Raw genomic sequence first — 21,493 nt, forward strand, 5'->3', positions numbered from 1 at the left:
TTTACCAAGCGGGTAAGAGATATGTATGAATGTCCATAGCTCCGATTACTGCGTTGTTTCAACAAAATCGATTTACATAGTGTACCGTTTTCGTTTGACCCTATATAATGAAAAGACATTAACCACGCGCATAGCCATTGCCCGACGGCATCGCTATTTGAGGAGCAATAATTCTGTGACTAAATCTGCTTTTATAAAATTGAGCATCGCCATGACCATTTTTGGTTCGATTGGCTTTTTCTCGCGTTTAACCGGTCTTCCGTCTATGGAATTGGTTTTTGTTCGCTGCATCAGTGCGACTGTTTTTCTCTCCGCCTACTGGCTAATCAGCGGGCACTACCGGCAAGAAAAGTGGCAGAGAAAAGAAATGGCCACCATCATAATCGGCGGCGTCTTTCTTGTCTTGAACTGGATTTTTTTCTTCGCTTCATTTGAAAAAACAGCGGTCACTGTCGCCATCTCGATTTACAATTTAGCGCCAATTCTTGTTCTGGTGATCGGCTGGCTCTTTTTCAAAGATCGAATCAAATGGATCGGTGTTGGCGCAGTTACACTTGCTTTTATTGGCACCGTGCTGATTTCAGGGGTCCATCCAAGCGACCTAATGAGCAGAACATCGATTGCCGGACCGGTCTACGCCTTAATTGCCGCATGTCTTTACGCGTTGGTGATCATCACCGGAAAGTATATTAACTATGCCAGTCCCTATTTGGTAACGATCATCCAAACATTTATCGGTGTGCTCATGCTCCTGCCATTTGTTCATTACTCATTTTTCACACATCTAACTGCAGCCAACTGGTTTTACAGCATTTTCACCGGTATCGTCCACACCGGCATCGTATATCTGCTTTTTTATGGAAGCATTCGGTCACTTTCGACGCCCATCATTTCAGCACTCACATACTTGGATCCGCTCGTTGCGATCCTACTTGATGTCGTGATCACCGGGTTTGTTCCCACCGCTTTGCAGATCGCGGGTGTACTGCTGATTTTCATCGCATTATCCTATACATTCATTGAGCAGAAACCGGCAGATTCCAGCGGAAAAAACCACACCGAAAACTAGCACCTTTTAGAAGGAAGCTAGCTTTTCATACCCGGCATGTCGTGCAGATCAACACTAATTCCTATAGTTACACAAAAACAGGCAGAGAAAATCATTTTCGATTTTCTCTGCCTGTTCTCTTTTTCCACTATCTTTAATCAATTTTGCTCCGCCACAACTGGCGCTTTTGAAGGTTCTGTTCCATCCGTATCTTTTTTCGGACGCTTCAGCATGAGACTCAGGATCATCCCGACAATGGCGATTCCCATCAAAACAAAAAATGTGTCACCAAAAGATGTGGACAGTGCCTGAAGCGGCTGACTGCCATCTTTCAAATGTTGCTCCATTCGCTGTGAAAGAATGGTCGATAATCCTGCAACTGCGAAAGACATCATGACTTGCTGCGCAGCGTTTGTCAGCGATGTGACACGGCTGACAATGTTCTGCGGAGCAGCCTGGATAATATGTGTATTTAACGGCATCATTGATAGGCCCATTCCTCCGCCCAGCAGTGCCAGTGGAAGAATCAACGCCCTCGATCCGTCTTCCGCTGAAATCCCCGATAACAGATAGGCCGCTGATGTAATAAATACTAAGCCGGTAATGACAACGGGTCGCGCGCCGAGTCGATCAAACAATCGCCCGCCAATCGGCATGAAAATGCCTGCCGCAATCGCTTGCGGAAGTACTGCTAATCCTGACTCAAACGCGCTGAATCCCTTACCCTGCTGAAGAAACAGAGGAATGAGAAACATCGTTCCGAACAATGCGATTTGTGTGATCCACTGAACAATGATCCCTCGTCTAAAATCAGCGGAACGAAAAACGCGAAGCTCCAGCAGCGGCTGCTTGCGACGCAGTTCCACAATAACAAATAAACTAAGTGCAATCCCACCGACAACCAATCCGGTAATCGTCTTCGCAGATGTCCAACTTGTCCCGCCTTCACTCACACCATAGGCAATTGAAGCAAAGGCAATCGGCGCGAGAATCATTCCTAGGAAATCCAGCGCAGGAACGGATTGACGCTCCAGATTCGGCATCGTACGAATGCCCGCAATAACGGCGAGCACACCGACAGGAAGGTTAATAAGAAAAATCCAATGCCAGCTCGCATAATCAACGAGCCATCCTGATAAAACCGGGCCGAGTGCCGGGGCGAGCAGCATCGGAATACCGATCATCCCCATTACAGCGCCAACTTTATCCCTAGGACTCAGCCGATAAACAAAGGCCATCGCGATGGGCGCAACCATTCCACCGCCCAGTCCCTGAATCACTCGGAAGATGATCAACTGTTCAACGCCTGTAGAAAGCGCGCATAACCCGGATCCAACCGTAAACATAATTACCGAAAAGAGAAAAATCCGTTTTGCTCCAAAACGATCGGAAAGCCAGCCGGCAAGCGGAATAACCGCTGCCTGGGCGAGCGCATACCCTGTTACCGCCCACTGAACAACAGAAATCTTGCTGTCAAAATCTTTTACGAGTCCGGGAAGGGCGACATTCATTGCCGTTCCATCCAAAATGACCATGAACATACCGACAATGATTGCGAGAAGTGGCGCAATAATCGCTTTTATCGACGTTGCCTGACCAGAACGAATGTCTGATGTTTTCTTTAAAGCCATCTGTCATCCTCCATTTTACGTGCCTTTATCCTGTGACCTCATTATTGACCTGTTTTCATTTAATGTTTACAATAAATCAAGAGAAAAGTTAGTCACTGCGGACAATTGTCCGCTTGCATAGAAATAGTATCGGACAATTGTCCGCTTGTCAAATGATTGACCCTGACAAAAAAGGAGACCTGTTTTGTATGCCTGATCGAGCGCAGCGCAAAGATGCCAACGAGATAAGCGAATCTATTTTGCAAACAACTGAAGCCCTATTCTCGAAACACGGTGTTGAGAATGTCAGCATGCATCAGATTGCCAAAGCTGCAAATGTAGGACAAGGCACAATGTATCGACGCTACGCAAACAAAGGTGATCTTTGCATGGAGCTCTTGCATGAACAGTTCAACCTGATGCAGGCAAAAACCGCCGCATACTTAGAGAAATCACAATCAAAGCCTGCAAAAGAACGATTGCAGACGTTGCTTAAAGAACATATACACTTTCTGGAGACCCATGTTGCACTTATTGAAACCATTCATAACTTCATGACCTGTATGGGAAAAAAGAAAACATTTTTCGAATCAAAGCCCTATCAATTTAGTCACAAAACGATTTGTGACCTGCTCAATGAAGCAATTAAGACGAAAGCAGCGAGACCAGTCAATACGGATTTTACTGCTCATATATTGATCGCGGCACTTAACCCCAAGGTCTACCTCTTTCTTCGCCAAAAGAATGGATACAGCGAGGCTGCTATGATCGAAAATATGAACAAAACATTAATTGATCCGCTGTTTTCTTAACATAGTTTGTAATTAAATATTGACACCAAATGAAAAGTCGTTTATATTTTCATTGACCGATCAGTTAATGAAAATATAATTTGATTCTGCCTCCAGCTTGACGTCACCTACTCAACTTGGCTAACATTGACCATGAGGTGAATGAATCGATGAACGGATCAACACAGAAAAAGAAATTAACCAGTCGAGATTTGCAAGCCATTGAACGCAAAAAGCAGTTGCTCGACTCTGCGCGGAATTTATTTGCTGAAAAAGGCTTTCACAATACCTCGACAAAAGAGATTAATCGAGCAATTGGCATGGCAGACGGACTCATGTACTATTATTTTCCAGAGGGAAAGCAGCAGATTCTCGATGCGGTCATTCAGGAAGCGACTGAAAGCAAAGCGGAATTTATCAGTCAAATCTTACAGAACGTGAATCCTGACGATTCAGTTCGCGACATGCTTGTTGGACTATTACGTTCTATGTGGGCACTGATAACTACCGACAGTAACCGAAAAGTACTATTAATCATGTTTCACGAACAACCGCTGCTGAAAAAAGAACAGACCTCTTGGATCATTGATACCTTTCATTCAGTCATTGAGCAAATTGCCGAACTGCTTGAAGAACGGGTACAGCACGGGGAGCTTCGTCCACTCAACTGCCGACTGATGGCCCGCCAGCTGTCTGCCCTCTTTCAGAGTTACCTTTTTGAGCGTGTCTTCATCTTGGGCGAGTATAAATTAACCGAGGATTCCGAGCGCTACTTTTTGACGAACATCGACTTTCTGCTTGAATGCTGGAAATGAATGAAAAAGCCTCCGGTATAAAATTGCATTTTTATTCACTGATTGGTCAATGAATATATAGGAGGCTTCATATGCTACGTATTTTTACTCGAAAATCATTTTGGCTGTATCTTGTCATCGTCGTTTTGGTTCTCTCGATCTTTTCTTTCGCTCAATTTGGTCCATCGAGCACATCAAAAATTAAAGGTTTAAAGGTTGCCCTGGTTAATGAAGATCAGGGGCCAAACGGAAAAGTCATTAAGGAAAAGCTGCAAGACACGTTCGACAAATCAGACGCGCCGATAAAGTGGGTTTCTCGCAGCAGTCTCCATTCAGCAAAAAAAGGAATGGAAAACAAAGACTATTATGCGGCAGTCATTATTCCTGAAAATTTTACGGAGAAGCTCACAACGCTCCAAACCGTAAACCCGCAAGCAGCAAGGATTGAATTATGGGTAAACCAAGGCATGAACGCCCAAGCCGCAACAGCCGTTCAAACGATTTTCGCTAAAGTATCCACGAAATTAACGGCGACCATTAGCAATCAGACACTTCAAGCAGCAGATGCACATCATTTGAAACTAACTCCTGCACAGGCAAAGGTGCTGGCTCAGCCGATCACCACTGAAACCCATCTGATGAATAAGGTCGGCACGCACAGCGCAGGTGGCAACGCTCCGGTACTTTTGACGATGCTCGTTTGGCTCGGCGGACTCATCAGCTCACTGCTTATGTGGCGCACCTTCAAAAAGATGGGCAATGGTTCGCTTTCGCTGCGCCTCACCGTTGGGCAAACGCTCGCAGGTCTTGTCCTCTCCTTCACTCAGGCGCTCACGCTGCTCACTGTGGTCAGCGGCATGATGAATCTTCATGTGCCTGACACATCGAACCTGATTTGGGCGCTCACATTCAGTGCATTCGTTTATTATTTGATTCAAACAGCAGTTCTGGACTGGCTCGGGTTCAAGGGATGGCCAATTGTCATTCTGATCTGGTTCTTCGGATCACCGCTTCTCCCTTACCCTCCGGAAATGCTGAACCATTTCTTCCGCTACTGGATTCACAGTTGGGTGCCAGTACGTTTCGGCATGGACACGATCAAAGATGTGCTCTACTTTGGTGCAAAAGCGGATTTATGGACGATGGCTTCAATCCTCGGTTATATCGGACTTGGCGCACTCATTTTTGTACTTGGTGCCGGATGGTGGCAAGGACGGAAGAATCTCAAATCAATCTAAAGTTAATAAAAAAGATGAGGCTGTCTAATAGAGACAGTCTCATCTTTTTTTGTGCTCTAAACTTGTCCTTCGTTTAAGCCTGCATCGCTAGCTTCAACAGTCGCAAGTGGTGGTGCCTGACGACAAAAAAGTAGATGATTTGAAGTACCAGGAATGAACCGATGACGGCAATCACACTTCCGCTAATCGAAAAGTGAATCAGGTTATGAAGTGCGATAAACGCGACGCCACTGTGCAGTATCGCAATAATGAGCGGAAGAAAGAACAGAAATGCGAGCTGACTGGTGACAATTTTTTTGAGCTCAACCCGCTTTAAGCCAATTTTATTCAGCATTTGATACTGGCTGATGTCGCGCTTCTGATCACTGTAAAGGCGCAGATAGAGGAATCCTGCGGCAAAGGTGTAAAAAACAATACCGCACAGAACCGTCAAGAGCAGCAGCAAGCCGTTTTGCTGATTCGTCCGCTGCCAGTTCAGTGCCAGAGAATCAAAATTAAGATAATAGCCATTTTTTGCATACTTTTTACTGTGAGTAAATCGATAATAGTTGTTTTCAATTTTCCTCGATGCCTGAATGGTTTCTCTCCATTGAGATGTATGCAGAACGACATAATTCATTACTGAATAATTTTTCTGTTTTTCCTTTTTATCCAGCTGATCAATCACTTTATCGGGAACAATCGTGACATAGGCGTTCGGATTGTCTGTGCTGACGCCGACCAATGCCGGAAAGCGATTCAAGGCGGCAACACTTCGGACTTTCATCGAATGCATGGCTCCGTTAATCCTCATGGTCATCATTTTTGGCAACTCCATCGATTTCAAATGCTTTTCCGCAACCGCTGTATAGGGAACAAGAACTGTCTCATTCTTTTTTAAGTGCACCGCTTTTTTATCCTGCAAAGCGCGCAATTGATTATAATCTGAATTCCTGATCAACTCACCGGTGCTCTTTGATGTATCAATAATGTGACTCGTGTAGATCTGCCCATAGGCCTTTTTGTAATCATTAATTCCTGTCGCCCTCAATTCATGATCCGCCCCATCAATGAGCGAAAGGGCAACTGCCCGATCACTTATGTACGTGAATGCGTAGGGACTGCTCACCTCAGTTGTCAGCTCCGAACTTCCGATTGCCGTACTTGTACCTACAGCAGTCATCGCTGTCGCAAAGATAATGGCAATAATGAAAAGCGTACGGACATTATCGCTCATACGGAAAATCAGTTCGGATAAACTGAGCAGATTGGTTCGATGAAAATAGAGCTTTTCCTGTTTTTTTAACATATGGAGCAAGTAAACGAGCAGTTGACTGAAGAAGAAATAGGTTCCGATGACAACAAGAATAACGCCTCCGAAAAGCGGAAGAAAAGAAAAGGATATTCTGTTTGATATGTTTAAAACGATACCGTATCCGGACGCAATCAGAAGGCCTGCAAATACAGCGAGCGCTGCATGCGCATGCGGTTCCTTTTTCGGCATGCGTTTCGCATCAATCAATGTACGAACATGACTCGTGCGCACGGTCAGTGTCGTGAGCAGACTAATCAGCACAAACATCACGCCGAAGACGAGAACTGTGATGGCAATCGGCTTCCACGGAAGATAAAAAGCGAGTGAATGATCGAGCGCCAGCAGATTTGAGCAGACAAGCAAGATCACTTTTGAAAAAGCAAAACCAAAGAAGATACCGGCAATTATGGCCGCGAATCCGGTCAAGACATTTTCCGTAAAGATCAGACGAACCATTTGTTTTCTGGAAAGCCCTTGAATAAATAAAATACCAAACTCATACTTTCTCATCTTTAAAAAAGTACTGACTGCGTAAAAAACTGCAAACGCAGAAAAAATCACGATCACGACCTGGCTGATTTGAAAACCGATCGTCGCAAGCTCGCTCATGCTCCCATTCACTGAGTTGATTTGTCCGGATAAATCGGGATGAAAAATGAGCAGCGCATAAACAAAAAACATTGATACAGCGAAAAAGCTGCTGAAAAAGTAAGGCCCATAGACCTTTGGATTACGTTTGACATTAAGCATCGCGAAACGGAAAAAGGTCATCTTGGACCCCCTCCCAGCAGTTTCAGAGTATCCATAATCCGCTGGTAAAAATCCGTCCGGCTATCTCCTCGATAGATTTCGTTATAGAGCGAACCGTCTTTGATAAACACCACCCGGCTGCAGAAACTTGCCGCTTGCGGATCATGAGTAACCAACAGGATGGTTGCCTCTTCTTCGCTGTTCAGTTGTTCGAGCAGTTGCAGGACCTCAGCGCTGTTTTTCGAATCCAGATTTCCCGTTGGTTCATCAGCCAAGAAAAGTTCCGGGTTGTGAATGATTGCGCGCGCAATTGCCGTTCGCTGCGCCTCACCGCCTGAAATCTCGTACGTTCGTTTTTCAAGAATATGCTTGATTCCTAGTCTCTCGGCAATCCGTTCCAGTTTCGCGTTCATTTCTGAAAGTGGCGCACCGTCCAGCGTCAACGGCAGGAAAATATTTTCTTTAACAGTCAACGTGTCTAATAAGTTAAAGGACTGAAAGATGAACCCGAGTTTTTGACGCCGAAACGCGGCCAGCTGGTCAAAATTCAGTGCGTAAGGATCTTTCCCGTTTAAACGGATGCTTCCTGAAGTCGGTGGATCAATGGTCGCGATCATGTTCAGTAGTGATGTTTTTCCGCTTCCGGACGGACCCATGATTCCAAGGAATTCACCTTTTTCGACTTCCAGATCTAAGTTTGAAATTGCCCGGACATTGACTTTTCCATTATAGATTTTATTTAAATGATTTATTTTTAATAACACCATCGAATCACCTTCCCTGTTAGTGCAAGTTTAGCGTGATCACGGGATCTGTCCTATTGATGTAGATGACGGAAAGCTTACATTTTTGTAAGAGATGACTCATGAGGAATTTCAATACATACTGTTGTACCAGCGCCTACCGTGGAGGTAATTTTGATCGTATAGCCGAGATGCGTGCATATTTCTTTGACCAAGTAGAGCCCCATACCCGTTGATTGTCCATAGTTACGCCCGTTCTCTCCGGTGAAAAAGGGATTGAAAACGCGCGGTAAATCCGACGATTCAATGCCGATGCCCTGATCTGTAATCGTTAGGTACAGATTTTGCCGGCGGCTGATTGCTTTAATAGTGACTTTGCTTCCGGTTGTTGGCGAGTATTTGATGGCATTGGTGATTAGTTGGCCAATCGCGAACTGAAACCATTTTTTATCAGTCTTAATGATTGCCTCTTCAGCGATCTCCACTTGCGGATAGAGGTTGCTGCGGATGAAGAGTCGCTTACAGTCATTGACAGTCTCATGAATGACCGCCCTCAAAGAGACTGATTCCACAACAAAATCAGATTCAAAATGATCCAGACGAAGTGTATAAAGCACCGTCTTCAGTCCATCCTTGATCCGGTCGATTTCTTCTCGAATACTGCGAAACTCCGGATCGACTTTTTCCTGAACGATCAGATCAATCACCGATACCGGCGTTTTCATTTGATGCACCCACTGATTGATGAAAATGCTGCGATCATGGTTTTTCCCGGCGAGCTCCTGGATATGCTTTTGATAGAATTGATATTGGCAAGCGAGATACTGTTCAGCGGATCGGCTCAGTTCACTGCCCTCGTTTGGATGGAACTCGGAGTCAGATTCTCCGGACGGCGGTGTGCTTAATCTTACGAAAAGATGACGATGCGTCACATAACGGAAAATAAGAAAGACAGCCAAAAGAAGTGTGGTCAGAAAAAGAACGTAGAAAAATAATCTCGTGTTGTGATAACCGTCGAGCCAGTAGATTCCGGTTGATAAACAAACGATCATGAAAACGAAAAGTATGTAAGACAGATGATCTTTCAGAAAAAGCTTCATGAGCCTTCACCTTGATACACCCAGCGGTAGCCGCTTCCTCTAACCGACTTGATCGCTCCTGGCGCGCCGATCAGATCAAGTTTTTTTCGAAGCCGGGCAACAGTGACACTGAGTGTATTGTCATCGACAAAGGTCGAATCATCCCAGATTTCTCCGAGAAGTACGTCACGTGTTGCTACAGCTGGTGCTGATCGCCAAATCAGTTCCAGAAGCTTGGTCTCATTCTTCGTAAGTTCAGCCTTGTGATCTTCTTTGCAGATCGTCAGACGAAGCGGGTAAAAAATCAGTCCGTTCGCACGGTATTCCGGCTCTCGGTCATTGCGCGCGAAATCCCCGAAAGCACGTCGCAGCTGGGCCCGAACCTTGGCAATCACGACCTGATAGGAAAAAGGCTTTGTGATGTAATCGTCACCGCCATTTTCCAAAGCCATCACTTGGTCAAACTCACCGTCCCGCGCCGACAAAAAAATGATGGGACAAAGCGAGCGTTCGCGAATTTTTCGACACCAGTAATAACCATCGAATTTCGGCAGATTGATGTCCATCAGCACGAGATCTGGTTGCACATTTTCAAAAGTGTCGATGATTCGATTAAAATCATCCGCAATCCATGCCTTCAGATCGTATTTCATCATATAGGTTTGTAGCAATGCAGCAATCTTCAAATCATCTTCAACAATTAATATTTTATTCAAGCCGCGCCCCCGTAAAGCCATTGTCTTTTGTCTCTTATTTTACAGGAAATGCCCCTTTGATGTTTCCCTATTTTCTTGTTTTTTGTGTGCTGGTCACTCATTCTCAACAAGCGCACTAAATAAAAGAGAATCCCCTCTGTCTTTTTGCTATGATAGAAAAGAGAAAACGTGATAAATAGATAACATAGGTATTAATAACGAAAAATTCAGATTAGGAAAGATGATCATCGTGAGAGCGAGTGACTATTTGGAAAGAAAGTTACAAACGGCATTAAGCCACAATGTAGAAGAACTGATAAATCGTGAGGCACAGACTGTATCCTTTCATACCGGACATACTGTTCTGTGGGAAGGCGATACTGCATCATACCTGTATTATATCATCAAGGGCGCTGTGCGTGGTTATTACATTGACCGTAAAGGAAATGACATGACAAAATGCTTTTGCGCAGAGGACGATTTCTTTTCAACAGAAGGTTTTAGAACATCTGCTCCGGCAACATTTACGATCGAATGCTTAGAGGGCTGCAAATGCTTGCAATTGCCTTATAGAACACTTAAGCGCATTGTCAGTTCTGATAAACGTATTAGTGATTCAATAAGCTGCTTATTTCAAGCTGAAGTAAGTAAACAAGAGGACAGAAATAAAAAGCTCATGCTGCTGAACGCAGAAGAACGTTACCTTGCTTTCTACAATGATTATCCGCATTTGCTCAAGAGAATTGCCTTGAAGTATATCGCTTCCTACATTGGGGTACGGGCTGCTTCATTGAGCCGTATAAGAAAAAAAGTCGATAAAAATTAACCTAGGTAAATTACAAAATCACTTCTTCAAGTCATACTTGCTTTAAACAAAGGAGTGATTTTTTATGGAGAATGTTCTCATAACAGGGGGAACCAGTGGCATTGGCTACGCACTTGCACGAGTATTTGCAGCAAATAACTATAACATTACTATTGTGTCTTCAAATGGCGCACGTTTAAAAGGGACACAAAAAAAGCTTCAAGAAGAATTCCCTATTACAGTAACGATTTTTGAGCAAGATTTGTCCCAATTAAAAGCGGCCGAACAGCTCTATGATAGGGTGCAAGCTGAAAACATTGATGTTGATATACTCGTTAATAATGCCGGCTACGGTTTAGTTGGCTCAACGGAGCAGATTGATTTCGATGACGATGAAAAAATGATGATTTTGAATATGTTAAGCCTTGTAAAATTATGCAAATTGTTTTTGCCAGCTATGTATAAAAAGCAACATGGAAGTATTTTGAACATAGCTTCAACAGGTGCATTTCAACCCGGACCGTTTACATCCACGTATTTTGCAAGCAAGGCATTTGTTTTAAGCTACAGCAAAGCAGTGCGCTTTGAAGCCCAAAAGCACGGCGTACACGTCTGCACCTTATGTCCGGGCGCAACAAAAACCAATTTTTTTACTAGAGAAGGCACCACCTTACCCAAAAGCTCAATGTCAGCTGAAAAAGTTGCCAAGTATGCCTATCGGCAGCTAATAAAAAATAAGTCAGTAGTTATTCCCGGTTTTATAAATCGTGCATTGCAAGTATTGCCAACTCATATAAAAATGGTTGGCATTGCGAAGATGAAAAAAGATTAGTTCAGGTTCGCTGTATGCTAAATTAAAAAATTTCTTTCAGCAGCAAAACCTCCAATAGTATAGAACACAGAATCACTGAATTAACCGTTAACGGTTCACAATAACCAGCGATAATTTTGCCTGCAATCAACCACATAATCAATAAACACTCTTTCATTTTTTATTTGATAAATCAGCAAATAGTGTTTATCGAGAACAAGCTTCCTATATTTATGAATGGGCAGATTTTCGTCATGAAGCCATGGATTTCGCTCAGGCATGATTTGCAGCAAATCTGCGGCATATTCAAATGCTTTAATTAATTTTTCCGCCGCCTCAATGCTAACATTGGCTAGAAATCGAGTATGTGAGACAAGCATCTCCAATGCTTGCTCAGAAACAACAATCGAATACCGCTTACTGCTGTTTCCCATTGCGGACCTCGTCAGCTGCCTCACGCATCCGTGAAATCGTCTGGTCTGTAGAATACCCCGATTTACCTTTTAACCGCTCCTCCTCTGCAGCTACGAGATGCTCCCTCAAACGCAACATTTGCTCACGTTTTGAAAACGAATCAATGTCCATGACCACAAGATCACCCTCACCATTTTTCGTTAAATAAACCGGTTCGCCGCTTTCCCGGCACAAGTCCGCAATTTCATTATAGTTATTTCGTATTGACGCCGATGGTTTTATGTTCATTGGATCAGCCCCCCGTAGCATAATTATAGATATATTATATCATGATATGTGTATAATTCGGTTTTTATTAGGGTAAAAAGGAAGAAACCATTCATTATAAAATCTCTATTTCTGAACTAAACTGAATCGAGTCGAATTGTGCATGGGTATCTCTGTGTAATGGGTCGTGCCAGATCAAGAACTTTTTAGAGCCTATACCTCACAAATGAGAGATATTGTATAATAAGGACAAGGCAATAGATCGGCTTAGAGAGCGGTGTGTCACACCCTGTTACTCGTAGTGTCTCCTGTAGACGACAGAGAACGGAAGGAGGCATTCTTTAACCAATGGATATAATTGGAGTAGTAATTAGCATGATTGCGTTGCTCTTTATGGGCGGCACATTCATGATCGCTTTGCTCAGTTATATCTCAAGGGAAAAGAAATAACCGCTCTGGTCGGCAAACTAGAAAGCGGTTATCCTTTGAGATATTCAGCTATAAAGTGATGCGCTGCTCTTAAAGCAGCTTCTAAAGCCTTAGGCGGTTATCTGTGTTAGCGCACAGGTAGCTGCCGCTTTTATTATATACACAAGGCAATCTAATTAACCTTATGTATTGCAATTAAGCTCTCTTAACTGACTTCATTATACAATATATCCTTGAAAAGGTTAAGACAAAAAGCCGCGCTGTACCTGGTACTTTGTTCGATAATGAATCACATTTAAAGAATATCTCTTTCTCATTTCATCTGATGGCTTGGATCAGCCTCTGTAACAGAATACGTGTATAAGCCAGTTTTCATTAGGGTGACAAAGAAGAAGTCAGCCTTGGGTTCTAACTAAAAATGATCTCAATTTAATTCATTATAAAATCTCTATTTCTGAACTAAACTGAATCGAGTCGAATTGTGCATTGAGTCCTAATATTCACGATCCCTGACAGAACAAAACCAGCTTGCTCCGCATATTTTCTCCGGCATTCTTCGACCCAATCACAATGGTTTTAGTTGCTCAAGTCGAGGCAGCCGGCGCAACTTCTTATTCATCAGCCAAATCATAGCGGTCATGAACAACACAGCTCCTTGAAAAATGAAAAGAGCGGCATTTCCCTTCCACGCGCTTATCATTCCGCCAAACAATGCACCTAAAGGCATCGCGGCCGCAATCAGCGTATCAATGATCGCCGAAACTCTTCCGATCATTGTCGAAGGAGGCGTCATCTGAAAAAATGTGCTGAACATAATGTTTGTCGCCCCGAAAGGAATAGTTGCGAGTACAAGAAAAAGGCAACAGACTATTAGCGAATGGAAAGATGCCCATGCGACGAATCCCCACATGACAGCGGAGCAGCCATACCCATAGATCAGCGCTCTCCCCATGCTTACTTTTTTTGCCAGGAAAGATGACACAAGTGTACCGAGTAAGAAACCGAAAGTATAGCAAGTCAGTAACGTTCCATATGCTGCCGGTCCGCCTAATTGCTTCGAGAATGCAGGCAATACCGCCAGCACTGCGCTGAGAAAAAAGTTAACGGCAAGCAGAGGAAGCAGCAGGTTGAGCGTGAGCGGCTGAAAAATAAATCGAAATCCCGCCGCAAGATCGGTCCGATATGAGGACGTTTTCGGCTGACTGTTCGTGTTCGTTGTATGAATGCTCAGAAGGGAAAAAAGGACAGCCGCAAGGAAAAATGCGATCGAGTTGATGACATACAGGTTAACTGCGCCGGTAAGCAAGATCAAAAGTCCGCCGCATAAACTGAAAATAAGATCGGTTCCCTGATAGGAAAAGGTCATTGCGGCGTTTGCAGCAACCAGCTGATCTTTTCCAACCAGTCTGGGAATCAAAGCATTTTCAACTGGATAGGGAAAAAGATCAATAAGTGCAATCAACGGCATGATCACGAGCACGCCAACCACCGTAAGCAGGTGAGCCCAATATAATAGAGGAACGAGCAGGAGCAAAAGCCCTTGAATGAGTGAGGGGATGACGAGTACCTTTTTCAGATTCGTCCGATCCACAATCGGACCGGTCAAGAAAGACAGACATTCCGGGAGGAGTGTTAAAAAGCCGGCAAGTCCCGAATAAAAAACGGAGCCTCCTAAATCATAGGCAAGCCACATCGCGGCAATATAATAGAGACTATCTCCACTATTGGCAATTAATCGGCCAAAAAAGAGACAAGTAAAATTCTTATTTTTCATCAGGGTATTCATGATCCATCCTCCGCATTACCAAAAATTACGATTGCGGCATTTGTGAACCCACCCTGCCTGATTTGGCCCTGACCTACGAAAATGAACGTTGATCATGTATTATCCCGCAATCGCTGCTTAAAAAAAGGCGCAAATCTCCCGTTTTAAGCAGCAATCAATGTGCGCACGCAGGATAAAGACAACGTCATGAACCCGATTCGCCTCCACAATTTAATCGGTTCATTATACATCTGAAATGCACAGCATTCAATCCTCTTAAACACCGAAAATAGTTTTCAATTTTGTTGATTCTCTTCATAAAACGTGTTAATGTGACTAGTGCGCGCAAATAGTTAACAAAGTTAATAATTAAGTTGATTAATAGTTTTGAATTGGAAAGGGGTTTTGCACATGGGCAATTTTACACGTCTGCTCATTATTAACATTATTGTGATCATCGTTCTCATTGGCGGCGGGGCAGCCGGCTACTACTATTATGATCAAGCGACCAATTACGTGAAGACCGACAACGCGGTCGTTGGCGGCCAAGCGATTTCCATTGCTGCGCCGGTATCCGGTAAACTCACCAGCTGGAGCGCGAGCCAAGGTAAAAACTTCGACGCAAATGATACAGTCGGCAATATAGAAGCAGTGGGTGCGGACGGAAAGCCTGTTAAAACCGCTGTAAAGATGCCGCAAACGGCAACGATCGCCCAAAATGCCGGCACAAAGAACACTTTTGTTGCTGCAGGCACGCAGCTTGCTCAGGCATACAATCTGCATGAACTCTACATTACCGCGAATATCGATGAAACGGATATTGAAAATGTAAAGGCCGGTCAAAAGGTCGATATCTCGATTGATGCATTCCCAGGGACGTCATTCACTGGAAAGGTTGATCAAATCGGAACAGCGACTGCATCAACGTTCTCACTGATCCCAAGCTCCAACAGCAACGGCAATTACACGAAAGTAAGCCAAGTTGTTCCTGTGAAAATTAAGCTCGATGGTTATAAAGGCGAAAAGTTGCTTCCTGGAATGAATGTAACGGTGAAGATTCATATCTAATTTGAGAGGAGGGATTTGATGACATCGTTCCTTTCTGTTTATATCGGCTGTTCGCTTGTTTTCCTTGTCTTATTTAATCTTTTCTTACGCATCAAGCGCAGGAAAGGCAAATCGTCTGCGGACGATTTCCGCCGCAGTCCTGAACCACAGGATTCTGCAGCGACCGCTGTGTTAAAACCGGCTGAATCGATCAGCCGCAAGGCAAATGATCAGGAGCAGTCACCCGAAGGCCGGCAAAATCTTCGACCGAAAGCGGATGTACAGGCAGACTCAAGTCACCATGTCTCGATTATTCTTGTGCTCATTCTCGGCGCTTTTGTCGCTTTACTGAATCAAACGTTAATGAACGTGGCACTGCCGAAAATGATGACTGATTTAAATATTTCAACAAATACAGCGCAATGGATCACGACCGGGTACATGCTGGTCAACGGTGTGCTGATTCCGATTACCGCTTATTTAATGGAAACTTTTACTACACGTAAGCTGTTTCTGTCAGCCATGATCTTTTTTTCGGTGGGAACGCTCGTTTGCGCGCTTTCTCCGAATTTTATCATACTGATGGTCGGCCGTGTCATTCAGGCGATTGGCGCAGGTATCATTATGCCGCTGATGACCAATGTTTTTCTGACCATCTTCCCGCCGGAAAAGCGCGGTGGCGCAATGGGATTAATGGGAGTCGCCATGATTTTCGCTCCTGCGATCGGACCGACGCTTTCCGGATATGTTGTCGAGCATTTCACCTGGCGGCTTTTGTTCTGGATCGTTCTGCCATTAGGGATTTTGGATATCGTGCTTGCCGTCACTTATCTGAAAAATGTCGGCCGACGCTCATTTCCAAAACTGGACGCGCTCGGTGTTATCTTGTCAACGATTGGTTTTGGCGGAATTCTCTATGCTTTCAGTGAAGCCGGCAACAACGGCTGGGACGACTTCGCCGTGCTATCGACGCTCGTGATCGGTATGTTTTCACTGATTTGGTTTGTTTGGCATGAGATGCGGATAAAAACACCTCTGCTTAACCTGCGCGTTTTTCAATACAAAATATTTACATTTACGACGATCGTTAATATACTGGTGACAATGGCAATGTTTGCCGCGATGATTCTGCTTCCGATTTATTTGCAGAATATACGTGGATTTACACCGCTTCAGTCCGGACTGCTGCTGCTCCCCGGTGCGCTGCTTATGGGTGTTATGTCACCGATCACCGGCATGCTTTTCGACCGGATCGGGTCACGCCCGCTGGCGATCATCGGTCTTGCAGTGACCATCATCACCACATGGGCATTTGCTCATTTAAGCGATGCGACAACATACGGACACATCATGTTCCTGTATACGGCACGCATGTTCGGCATGTCGCTGCTGATGATGCCGATCATGACTGAAGGATTGAACGATCTACCGAGAGAACTAAACAGTCACGGAACGGCTATGTCCAATACGATGCGGCAAGTCGCCGGATCACTTGGAACCGCATTTTTAGTTACGGTTATGTCCAATCGGACAACTTATCATATTGGGGACTATGCAAACCAGATAACATCGAGCAATCAGCCGCTGATGCATCACTTGCAGAGTTCCGGTGCAGCGCTTTCCGGGTCCGAACACTTATCGGCGATTCAGGCACAGCAGGGCGTCTTCCAAGTGGTTGAAGTGAAGGTTCAGCAATTGGCGACCATTCAAGGAATTAATGATGCGTTTATCGTCGCCACACTGCTGACAGTTGCCGCATGGGTGCTGTCCTTCTTTATCAAACGGGCAACCCCTTCGCGGAAAAAACATGAAGCCAAAAAGCGGCAGGCCGCATTATCTCCTGTAAAAGACTAATGGAAGCAGGTGACGTTTATTGGACAGAGAAGCCAAAATCCATACGATTGAAAACAATCTTGCAATCCTGATCCGGCGCTTCAAGCGCACGATGAATGATTTTCAAGGCAGTCCGTTGACGGCGCATGAGTTTTCGTTTCTGTACTATCTGAATAAACATCACAAGGAAACAGCTTCCAATATCGCGAAAAAATTTGAGGTTTCCCCAAGTTATGCAACAACCGTGATTGATAAACTGATTCGCAGCGGATACGTTGAACGCAAGCGTTCCGAAACAGATCGGCGAATTGTCTTTTTGACCGTAACCGATGAAGGCCATTCTTTGTATCAGAAATTGAATGTCTTGCGCAGAGACTATTTACGCAAAGTCTTCCAGGAATTCGACGACGAGGAACTCAGTCAACTGGAAATCCTGATCGCAAAACTGATTCAATAAAAACAGCCGTATCGATGCTTCGCACCGATACGGTTGTTTTCACGTATACAAGGGGCTGTAAACCGCCAAGAATGAAAGAAACGAGCAAGTTTTCCTCTCGCACATGGTGCATACGGTCAAGCGTTAAAGCAAACGTTTGTTTAAGCCATATTGATGCCTCGTTTCATTTTCAACCTGCTTCTCTTCCCTGCGAAATTAGAAGCTTGAATCTTTGGCTCTTATCGCCCTTGTTATCGCAATGTTCCCACCTTTACACTAGTTAAACATTAGAAGATTTAATTGCGACGCTCACGAATAACCTAGGGTCCGGTTCACTATAGGACGATGATGCGTTGCCGATTCACTGACACAAAATCGCCTCCATGTAGTAGAAAAAGCGAGGAAGTCTAAATTTCCTCGCTTTTTCTACTTAGATTGGCGGCGTCACCTGCTGCAAAAATCAGAGATATTTTTCTGCATAAGCTAGAAGTTGATGAATTTCTTCCTTAGCAGCTTTCGTGAGTACCTTGTTGTCGTTTAGCATCTGCTCACCGCGTGCTTTAATAAAGCGCAGATAATCTTTATTTCTTGTTTTAGCGTAGCCTTTTTTGGCCTGGTGCATATCAAGAAAATCTCCTGCGGCTTGTTTTGCCAACATGTAGCGCCCGATCAGTAAAGCGACCGCAAGCGATAAGGCGACCAATGTTCCCCACCCGTCAGTGATTGTGTAGAGCAGGATACCGATCAGCATCAGTATCGTCACCCACTTTGACGAACTGTACACATAGCCTTCCGGTTTATTTTTCGGGTGCAGAACTGTTTTTAAGCTGTTTAACATGGAAACCCCTCCTAGCCGATTTACAAAGAAGTTCTGAATGACTCATGCCCAAGTGACGCAGCCGTACCAGTCATCTTATAGTCCGAAAATTCCTGCCCAGTAGCCGAGAATACCCACTGCGAACATACCGAAGATAATGTAGATCGCGTTGACTTTGCGTTTCAGCAGCCACATGCATGCGAAGGTCATCAGCAAGGCAACGAGTCCTGGAAGCAGTGAATCGAGAACGCCTTGCATGGTTGTGTCAACAACTTTTCCTGCTTGTTTGTACGAAACAAGGACAAGCGGCATCTTAATACTGGTCCATTTTGATACAAGAGAGCCCATAACGAACAGCCCGAGAACAGAAGCCATTTGTGTCAATTTCTTCAAGCGGTTGCCGGCTACGTCCTGTACGATGTCCGTGCCTTGGGTATAACCGAACTTGAATCCGTACCATCTGGTCAGAAAACGAATAATGTTAATCCCAAAGAAGAAGAGCAACGGTCCGAGAATGCTTCCGCTTAGAGCAAGTGACGCGCCGAGTGCTGCCAGGATCGGCCGCGCTGTGCCCCAATAAATCGGATCACCAATACCGGCAAGCGGTCCCATCAAACCGATTTTTACGTTGGTGATCGCAGCTTCATCAATGTCGCCGCCTTCTGCTTTCTTCTGTTCCATCGCAGCAGTTACACCAAAGATTGCCGATGCAGGCCATGGCGTCGTATTGAAGAATTCAAGATGACGTTTCAATGCGGCAGCCTGATCTTCTTTTTTATGATAGAAGCGTTTAATCGCAGGAATCATAGTCACACAGAATCCAATGGCTTGCATACGTTCAAAGTTGAACGAACCTAACATGAATGTGCTTCGAAAATAAGTGTTGAAGATATCTTTTTTCGTTAATGATTCAACTTTTCTAACTTCAGTCATTTTCTTCACCCTCCTTATCCTAATACATCGTCGTCATCGGATCCGACATTCGTTGCTGCTGCTGGCGCTTTAATCGAATCATGGAAATCCGGGTTCAACTGAACATAGACAACCGCGGCGCACGCACCGAGAATACCAAGACCAACAAGGTTGATACCTGTCATAAATGTAGCAAGTGTAAAGCCGATGAAGAAGAATGGCATCAGTGAACGCGCCTTCATCATGTTGATTACCATCGCATACCCGACAACAACGATGAATCCGCCGGAGACTTGAAGGCCATGTGTGATAACCGGAGGGATCGCGTCCAGCCATTCGTTAACAATGCTTGTTCCGGCAATGGCGGCAACCGCGGCGGTTGGAATCGCGACACGAAGTCCTTGCAGAAGCAGCGCCCCAAAATGGCACCACTCAATACCTCGAAAATTAGCCTCTGCTGCGTAATGATCTGCCTGATGCTGGAAGAACACGGCAATTGTACGTACAAAGATCGTTAAAACCTGACCTGCTGCAGCAAGCGGTACGGCGATCGCAATCCCTTCACCAATGGATTGGTTACCAACGATAACAATAATTGCAGAAATGGTTGAGGCGAGTGCAGCATCCGGAGCCATTGCGGCACCGACGTTCATCCAGCCGAGTGCGATTAATTCAAGACTACCGCCAAGAATAATACCAGTATGCAAGTCTCCTAATACAAGTCCGATAAGCGTACACGCAACAATCGGACGATGAAACTGACGTTCATCCATTACACTCGCCATACCGCAGATCAGCGCTACAAGAATAACTAAAATAAATTGCATGGTATTCATAGTCTAAAACCCTCCCTCTATTTTGTTTTTATAATAGATTTTTGCTTTTCAGCCGATTCATAAAGTCAGACGCGTTTGTGTTCGGCAACTGTTGAAGAATCAGCTTAACACCGCGTTTGTCTAACTCTTTAAACGCTTCAATATCTTCCGGGCTGACCGAAACCGCCTCGGAAATTAACGTCATTCCTTCCTTGAATGTGATGCCGCCAACATTGACTTGACTGACTTCCACCCCGGCATCCATCAGGCGAAGCACATCTTTAGGTGTTTCCACAACGAGCAATACTTCTAAATTGTCATAGGATGGATTCTTGTAGCAACGAGCTGTTTTATCAATTGTCATAACGTACGATTTAGTTCGCCCCGGAGCGACCTGAAGTAGCAGTGTTTTTCTCAAGTCGTCTTTGGCAGCGCTGTCATTTGCAGCAATAATCGTTCCGGCACCCACATGGTTCACCCAGTTGTTTGCCACCTGTCCATGAATTAATCGCGAGTCAATACGTAACCATTTAATTTTCATCCTAACTCATCTCCCTCGTCTTCTTTAGCACTATTTGCCAGCGTTTGATGTGAAAAAATTTCTTTGAATGATTTAATGCCATCGGTTCCAGCGTGTTTAGCAGTTTCTACAAGCTCTTCCAGCGATCCCCCGGCCAAACGTTTACTTAGGACTTCCACAAACATCGGAAGATTGACACCTGTGACAATATCCATATGTTGCTCACGAGCAACGAATCGGCTCGCTGCATTGTAAGGGCTTCCACCAAACAAATCAACAAGGAACAGGATGTGATCGTCATCAAAGCCGTCTCTGACTTTTTGATATTTTTCTAAAAGATTCTCAATACCCTCACCAGGTTTAAACGTGACATGAGCGACATTTTCTAAATTTCCAAAAATCATTTTGGCTGTTCCAATCAACGCATCTGAAAGATCTCCGTGTGTAGCTATTACAATTGCGACCACTTTTTTCCCTCCCTTCTCTCAGTACACTTTTATACAAGCAAGTACCGTGCCAATTTTGTGTGTTAAAAAAAAGAGCCTAAAAAGGGGCTCTGGCAAATGGTTTTCATTTTAAA

At 44.5% G+C, this 21,493-nt stretch carries 22 protein-coding genes; 9 read left to right on the top strand and 13 right to left on the bottom strand.

Annotated elements, in window-relative coordinates:
- The first annotated feature begins 211 nt into the window (after positions 1 to 211).
- Positions 212 to 1,069 carry a DMT family transporter gene (locus ABWW58_RS11205; RefSeq protein WP_353869430.1) on the top strand — a complete coding sequence of 286 codons (858 nt, stop codon included), beginning with the start codon at positions 212 to 214 and terminating at the stop codon, positions 1,067 to 1,069.
- Positions 1,070 to 1,206: 137 nt separating this feature from the next.
- Here the strand turns inward: ABWW58_RS11205 and ABWW58_RS11210 are convergent, their stop codons facing one another.
- Positions 1,207 to 2,679: an MDR family MFS transporter gene (locus ABWW58_RS11210; RefSeq protein ID WP_353869225.1), complete on the bottom strand. Its 1,473-nt coding sequence runs from the start codon at positions 2,677 to 2,679 to the stop codon at positions 1,207 to 1,209.
- Between the two features lie 188 nt (positions 2,680 to 2,867).
- Between ABWW58_RS11210 and ABWW58_RS11215 the strand changes: the two genes are divergently transcribed.
- From ABWW58_RS11215 to ABWW58_RS11225, 3 genes are all read left to right on the top strand, one after another.
- On the top strand, positions 2,868 to 3,470 hold the full coding sequence (locus tag ABWW58_RS11215) for a TetR/AcrR family transcriptional regulator (RefSeq protein ID WP_353869226.1): 603 nt from the start codon (positions 2,868 to 2,870) through the stop codon (positions 3,468 to 3,470).
- Positions 3,471 to 3,619: 149 nt separating this feature from the next.
- Positions 3,620 to 4,264 (top strand): TetR/AcrR family transcriptional regulator, encoded by a 645-nt coding sequence (locus ABWW58_RS11220; RefSeq protein WP_353869227.1) that lies wholly within the window; start codon positions 3,620 to 3,622, stop codon positions 4,262 to 4,264.
- Positions 4,265 to 4,335: 71 nt separating this feature from the next.
- The gene (locus ABWW58_RS11225; RefSeq protein WP_353869228.1) at positions 4,336 to 5,481 is read left to right on the top strand and encodes a YhgE/Pip domain-containing protein; all 1,146 of its coding nucleotides are present in this window, start codon (positions 4,336 to 4,338) and stop codon (positions 5,479 to 5,481) included.
- A gap of 73 nt (positions 5,482 to 5,554) precedes the next feature.
- Here the strand turns inward: ABWW58_RS11225 and ABWW58_RS11230 are convergent, their stop codons facing one another.
- From ABWW58_RS11230 to ABWW58_RS11245, 4 genes are all read right to left on the bottom strand, one after another.
- The gene (locus ABWW58_RS11230; protein WP_353869229.1) at positions 5,555 to 7,546 is read right to left on the bottom strand and encodes an FtsX-like permease family protein; all 1,992 of its coding nucleotides are present in this window, start codon (positions 7,544 to 7,546) and stop codon (positions 5,555 to 5,557) included.
- Entirely contained in the window at positions 7,543 to 8,292 is a 750-nt protein-coding gene (locus tag ABWW58_RS11235) for an ABC transporter ATP-binding protein (RefSeq protein WP_353869230.1), read from the bottom strand. Before ABWW58_RS11235 ends, ABWW58_RS11230 begins: the two co-directional genes overlap by 4 nt.
- 74 nt (positions 8,293 to 8,366) lie before the next feature.
- Entirely contained in the window at positions 8,367 to 9,368 is a 1,002-nt protein-coding gene (locus tag ABWW58_RS11240; protein ID WP_353869231.1) for a sensor histidine kinase, read from the bottom strand.
- Positions 9,365 to 10,063: a response regulator gene (locus ABWW58_RS11245; protein WP_353869232.1), complete on the bottom strand. Its 699-nt coding sequence runs from the start codon at positions 10,061 to 10,063 to the stop codon at positions 9,365 to 9,367. Before ABWW58_RS11245 ends, ABWW58_RS11240 begins: the two co-directional genes overlap by 4 nt.
- Positions 10,064 to 10,292: 229 nt before the next feature.
- On the opposite strand from ABWW58_RS11245, the gene ABWW58_RS11250 reads away from it, so the two are divergent.
- Together ABWW58_RS11250 and ABWW58_RS11255 are read left to right on the top strand one after the other, a co-directional pair.
- Positions 10,293 to 10,868: a Crp/Fnr family transcriptional regulator gene (locus ABWW58_RS11250; RefSeq protein WP_353869233.1), complete on the top strand. Its 576-nt coding sequence runs from the start codon at positions 10,293 to 10,295 to the stop codon at positions 10,866 to 10,868.
- Positions 10,869 to 10,932: 64 nt separating this feature from the next.
- Positions 10,933 to 11,679, top strand: coding sequence for an SDR family NAD(P)-dependent oxidoreductase (locus ABWW58_RS11255; protein ID WP_353869234.1), 747 nt, complete (start codon positions 10,933 to 10,935; stop codon positions 11,677 to 11,679).
- A gap of 95 nt (positions 11,680 to 11,774) precedes the next feature.
- Here ABWW58_RS11255 and ABWW58_RS11260 read toward each other — a convergent pair whose 3' ends face one another.
- The 3 genes from ABWW58_RS11260 to ABWW58_RS11270 form a co-directional block, all read right to left on the bottom strand.
- A complete protein-coding gene (locus ABWW58_RS11260; protein ID WP_353869235.1) occupies positions 11,775 to 12,092 on the bottom strand; it encodes a type II toxin-antitoxin system RelE/ParE family toxin in 318 nt (105 codons plus the stop codon).
- Positions 12,076 to 12,360 (bottom strand): type II toxin-antitoxin system Phd/YefM family antitoxin, encoded by a 285-nt coding sequence (locus ABWW58_RS11265; protein ID WP_353869236.1) that lies wholly within the window; start codon positions 12,358 to 12,360, stop codon positions 12,076 to 12,078. The genes ABWW58_RS11260 and ABWW58_RS11265 overlap by 17 nt, the downstream gene beginning before the upstream one ends.
- Positions 12,361 to 13,333: 973 nt before the next feature.
- On the bottom strand, positions 13,334 to 14,554 hold the full coding sequence (locus ABWW58_RS11270) for an MFS transporter (protein WP_353869237.1): 1,221 nt from the start codon (positions 14,552 to 14,554) through the stop codon (positions 13,334 to 13,336).
- A 390-nt stretch (positions 14,555 to 14,944) separates the two neighbouring features.
- On the opposite strand from ABWW58_RS11270, the gene ABWW58_RS11275 reads away from it, so the two are divergent.
- From ABWW58_RS11275 to ABWW58_RS11285, 3 genes are read left to right on the top strand one after another with little or no spacing between them, the layout of a single operon-like run.
- Positions 14,945 to 15,601 (top strand): HlyD family secretion protein, encoded by a 657-nt coding sequence (locus ABWW58_RS11275; protein WP_353869238.1) that lies wholly within the window; start codon positions 14,945 to 14,947, stop codon positions 15,599 to 15,601.
- 18 nt (positions 15,602 to 15,619) lie between these two features.
- Positions 15,620 to 17,434, top strand: a complete 1,815-nt coding sequence (locus tag ABWW58_RS11280) for a DHA2 family efflux MFS transporter permease subunit (protein WP_353869239.1) — start codon at positions 15,620 to 15,622, stop codon at positions 17,432 to 17,434.
- 19 nt (positions 17,435 to 17,453) lie between these two features.
- Positions 17,454 to 17,870, top strand: coding sequence for a MarR family winged helix-turn-helix transcriptional regulator (locus tag ABWW58_RS11285; RefSeq protein ID WP_353869240.1), 417 nt, complete (start codon positions 17,454 to 17,456; stop codon positions 17,868 to 17,870).
- A 439-nt stretch (positions 17,871 to 18,309) separates the two neighbouring features.
- On the opposite strand, the gene ABWW58_RS11290 is transcribed toward ABWW58_RS11285, so the two are convergent.
- From ABWW58_RS11290 to ABWW58_RS11310, 5 genes are all read right to left on the bottom strand, one after another.
- The gene (locus tag ABWW58_RS11290; RefSeq protein ID WP_353869241.1) at positions 18,310 to 18,687 is read right to left on the bottom strand and encodes a hypothetical protein; all 378 of its coding nucleotides are present in this window, start codon (positions 18,685 to 18,687) and stop codon (positions 18,310 to 18,312) included.
- Positions 18,688 to 18,762: 75 nt separating this feature from the next.
- Positions 18,763 to 19,599 (bottom strand): PTS system mannose/fructose/sorbose family transporter subunit IID, encoded by an 837-nt coding sequence (locus ABWW58_RS11295; protein ID WP_353869242.1) that lies wholly within the window; start codon positions 19,597 to 19,599, stop codon positions 18,763 to 18,765.
- Positions 19,600 to 19,613: 14 nt separating this feature from the next.
- Positions 19,614 to 20,414 (bottom strand): PTS mannose/fructose/sorbose transporter subunit IIC, encoded by an 801-nt coding sequence (locus ABWW58_RS11300; RefSeq protein WP_353869243.1) that lies wholly within the window; start codon positions 20,412 to 20,414, stop codon positions 19,614 to 19,616.
- 28 nt (positions 20,415 to 20,442) lie between these two features.
- Positions 20,443 to 20,934, bottom strand: coding sequence for a PTS sugar transporter subunit IIB (locus ABWW58_RS11305; RefSeq protein WP_353869244.1), 492 nt, complete (start codon positions 20,932 to 20,934; stop codon positions 20,443 to 20,445).
- On the bottom strand, positions 20,931 to 21,380 hold the full coding sequence (locus ABWW58_RS11310) for a PTS sugar transporter subunit IIA (RefSeq protein WP_353869245.1): 450 nt from the start codon (positions 21,378 to 21,380) through the stop codon (positions 20,931 to 20,933). Before ABWW58_RS11310 ends, ABWW58_RS11305 begins: the two co-directional genes overlap by 4 nt.
- Between the last annotated feature and the right edge of the window lie 113 nt (positions 21,381 to 21,493).

The organism is Sporolactobacillus caesalpiniae (assembly GCF_040513385.1).
Classification (GTDB): Bacteria; Bacillota; Bacilli; order Bacillales; family Sporolactobacillaceae; genus Sporolactobacillus.

Excerpts from the sequence above, each read along its gene's own strand:
- ABWW58_RS11205 (WP_353869430.1), top strand. The coding sequence starts at position 212 with ATGACCATTTTTGGTTCGATTGGCTTTTTCTCGCGTTTAACCGGTCTT.
- ABWW58_RS11210 (WP_353869225.1), bottom strand. The coding sequence starts at position 2,679 with ATGGCTTTAAAGAAAACATCAGACATTCGTTCTGGTCAGGCAACGTCG.
- ABWW58_RS11215 (WP_353869226.1), top strand. The coding sequence starts at position 2,868 with ATGCCTGATCGAGCGCAGCGCAAAGATGCCAACGAGATAAGCGAATCT.
- ABWW58_RS11220 (WP_353869227.1), top strand. The coding sequence starts at position 3,620 with ATGAACGGATCAACACAGAAAAAGAAATTAACCAGTCGAGATTTGCAA.
- ABWW58_RS11225 (WP_353869228.1), top strand. The coding sequence starts at position 4,336 with ATGCTACGTATTTTTACTCGAAAATCATTTTGGCTGTATCTTGTCATC.
- ABWW58_RS11230 (WP_353869229.1), bottom strand. The coding sequence starts at position 7,546 with ATGACCTTTTTCCGTTTCGCGATGCTTAATGTCAAACGTAATCCAAAG.
- ABWW58_RS11235 (WP_353869230.1), bottom strand. The coding sequence starts at position 8,292 with ATGGTGTTATTAAAAATAAATCATTTAAATAAAATCTATAATGGAAAA.
- ABWW58_RS11240 (WP_353869231.1), bottom strand. The coding sequence starts at position 9,368 with ATGAAGCTTTTTCTGAAAGATCATCTGTCTTACATACTTTTCGTTTTC.
- ABWW58_RS11255 (WP_353869234.1), top strand. The coding sequence starts at position 10,933 with ATGGAGAATGTTCTCATAACAGGGGGAACCAGTGGCATTGGCTACGCA.
- ABWW58_RS11260 (WP_353869235.1), bottom strand. The coding sequence starts at position 12,092 with ATGGGAAACAGCAGTAAGCGGTATTCGATTGTTGTTTCTGAGCAAGCA.
- ABWW58_RS11265 (WP_353869236.1), bottom strand. The coding sequence starts at position 12,360 with ATGAACATAAAACCATCGGCGTCAATACGAAATAACTATAATGAAATT.
- ABWW58_RS11270 (WP_353869237.1), bottom strand. The coding sequence starts at position 14,554 with ATGAATACCCTGATGAAAAATAAGAATTTTACTTGTCTCTTTTTTGGC.
- ABWW58_RS11275 (WP_353869238.1), top strand. The coding sequence starts at position 14,945 with ATGGGCAATTTTACACGTCTGCTCATTATTAACATTATTGTGATCATC.
- ABWW58_RS11280 (WP_353869239.1), top strand. The coding sequence starts at position 15,620 with ATGACATCGTTCCTTTCTGTTTATATCGGCTGTTCGCTTGTTTTCCTT.
- ABWW58_RS11290 (WP_353869241.1), bottom strand. The coding sequence starts at position 18,687 with ATGTTAAACAGCTTAAAAACAGTTCTGCACCCGAAAAATAAACCGGAA.
- ABWW58_RS11295 (WP_353869242.1), bottom strand. The coding sequence starts at position 19,599 with ATGACTGAAGTTAGAAAAGTTGAATCATTAACGAAAAAAGATATCTTC.
- ABWW58_RS11300 (WP_353869243.1), bottom strand. The coding sequence starts at position 20,414 with ATGAATACCATGCAATTTATTTTAGTTATTCTTGTAGCGCTGATCTGC.
- ABWW58_RS11305 (WP_353869244.1), bottom strand. The coding sequence starts at position 20,934 with ATGAAAATTAAATGGTTACGTATTGACTCGCGATTAATTCATGGACAG.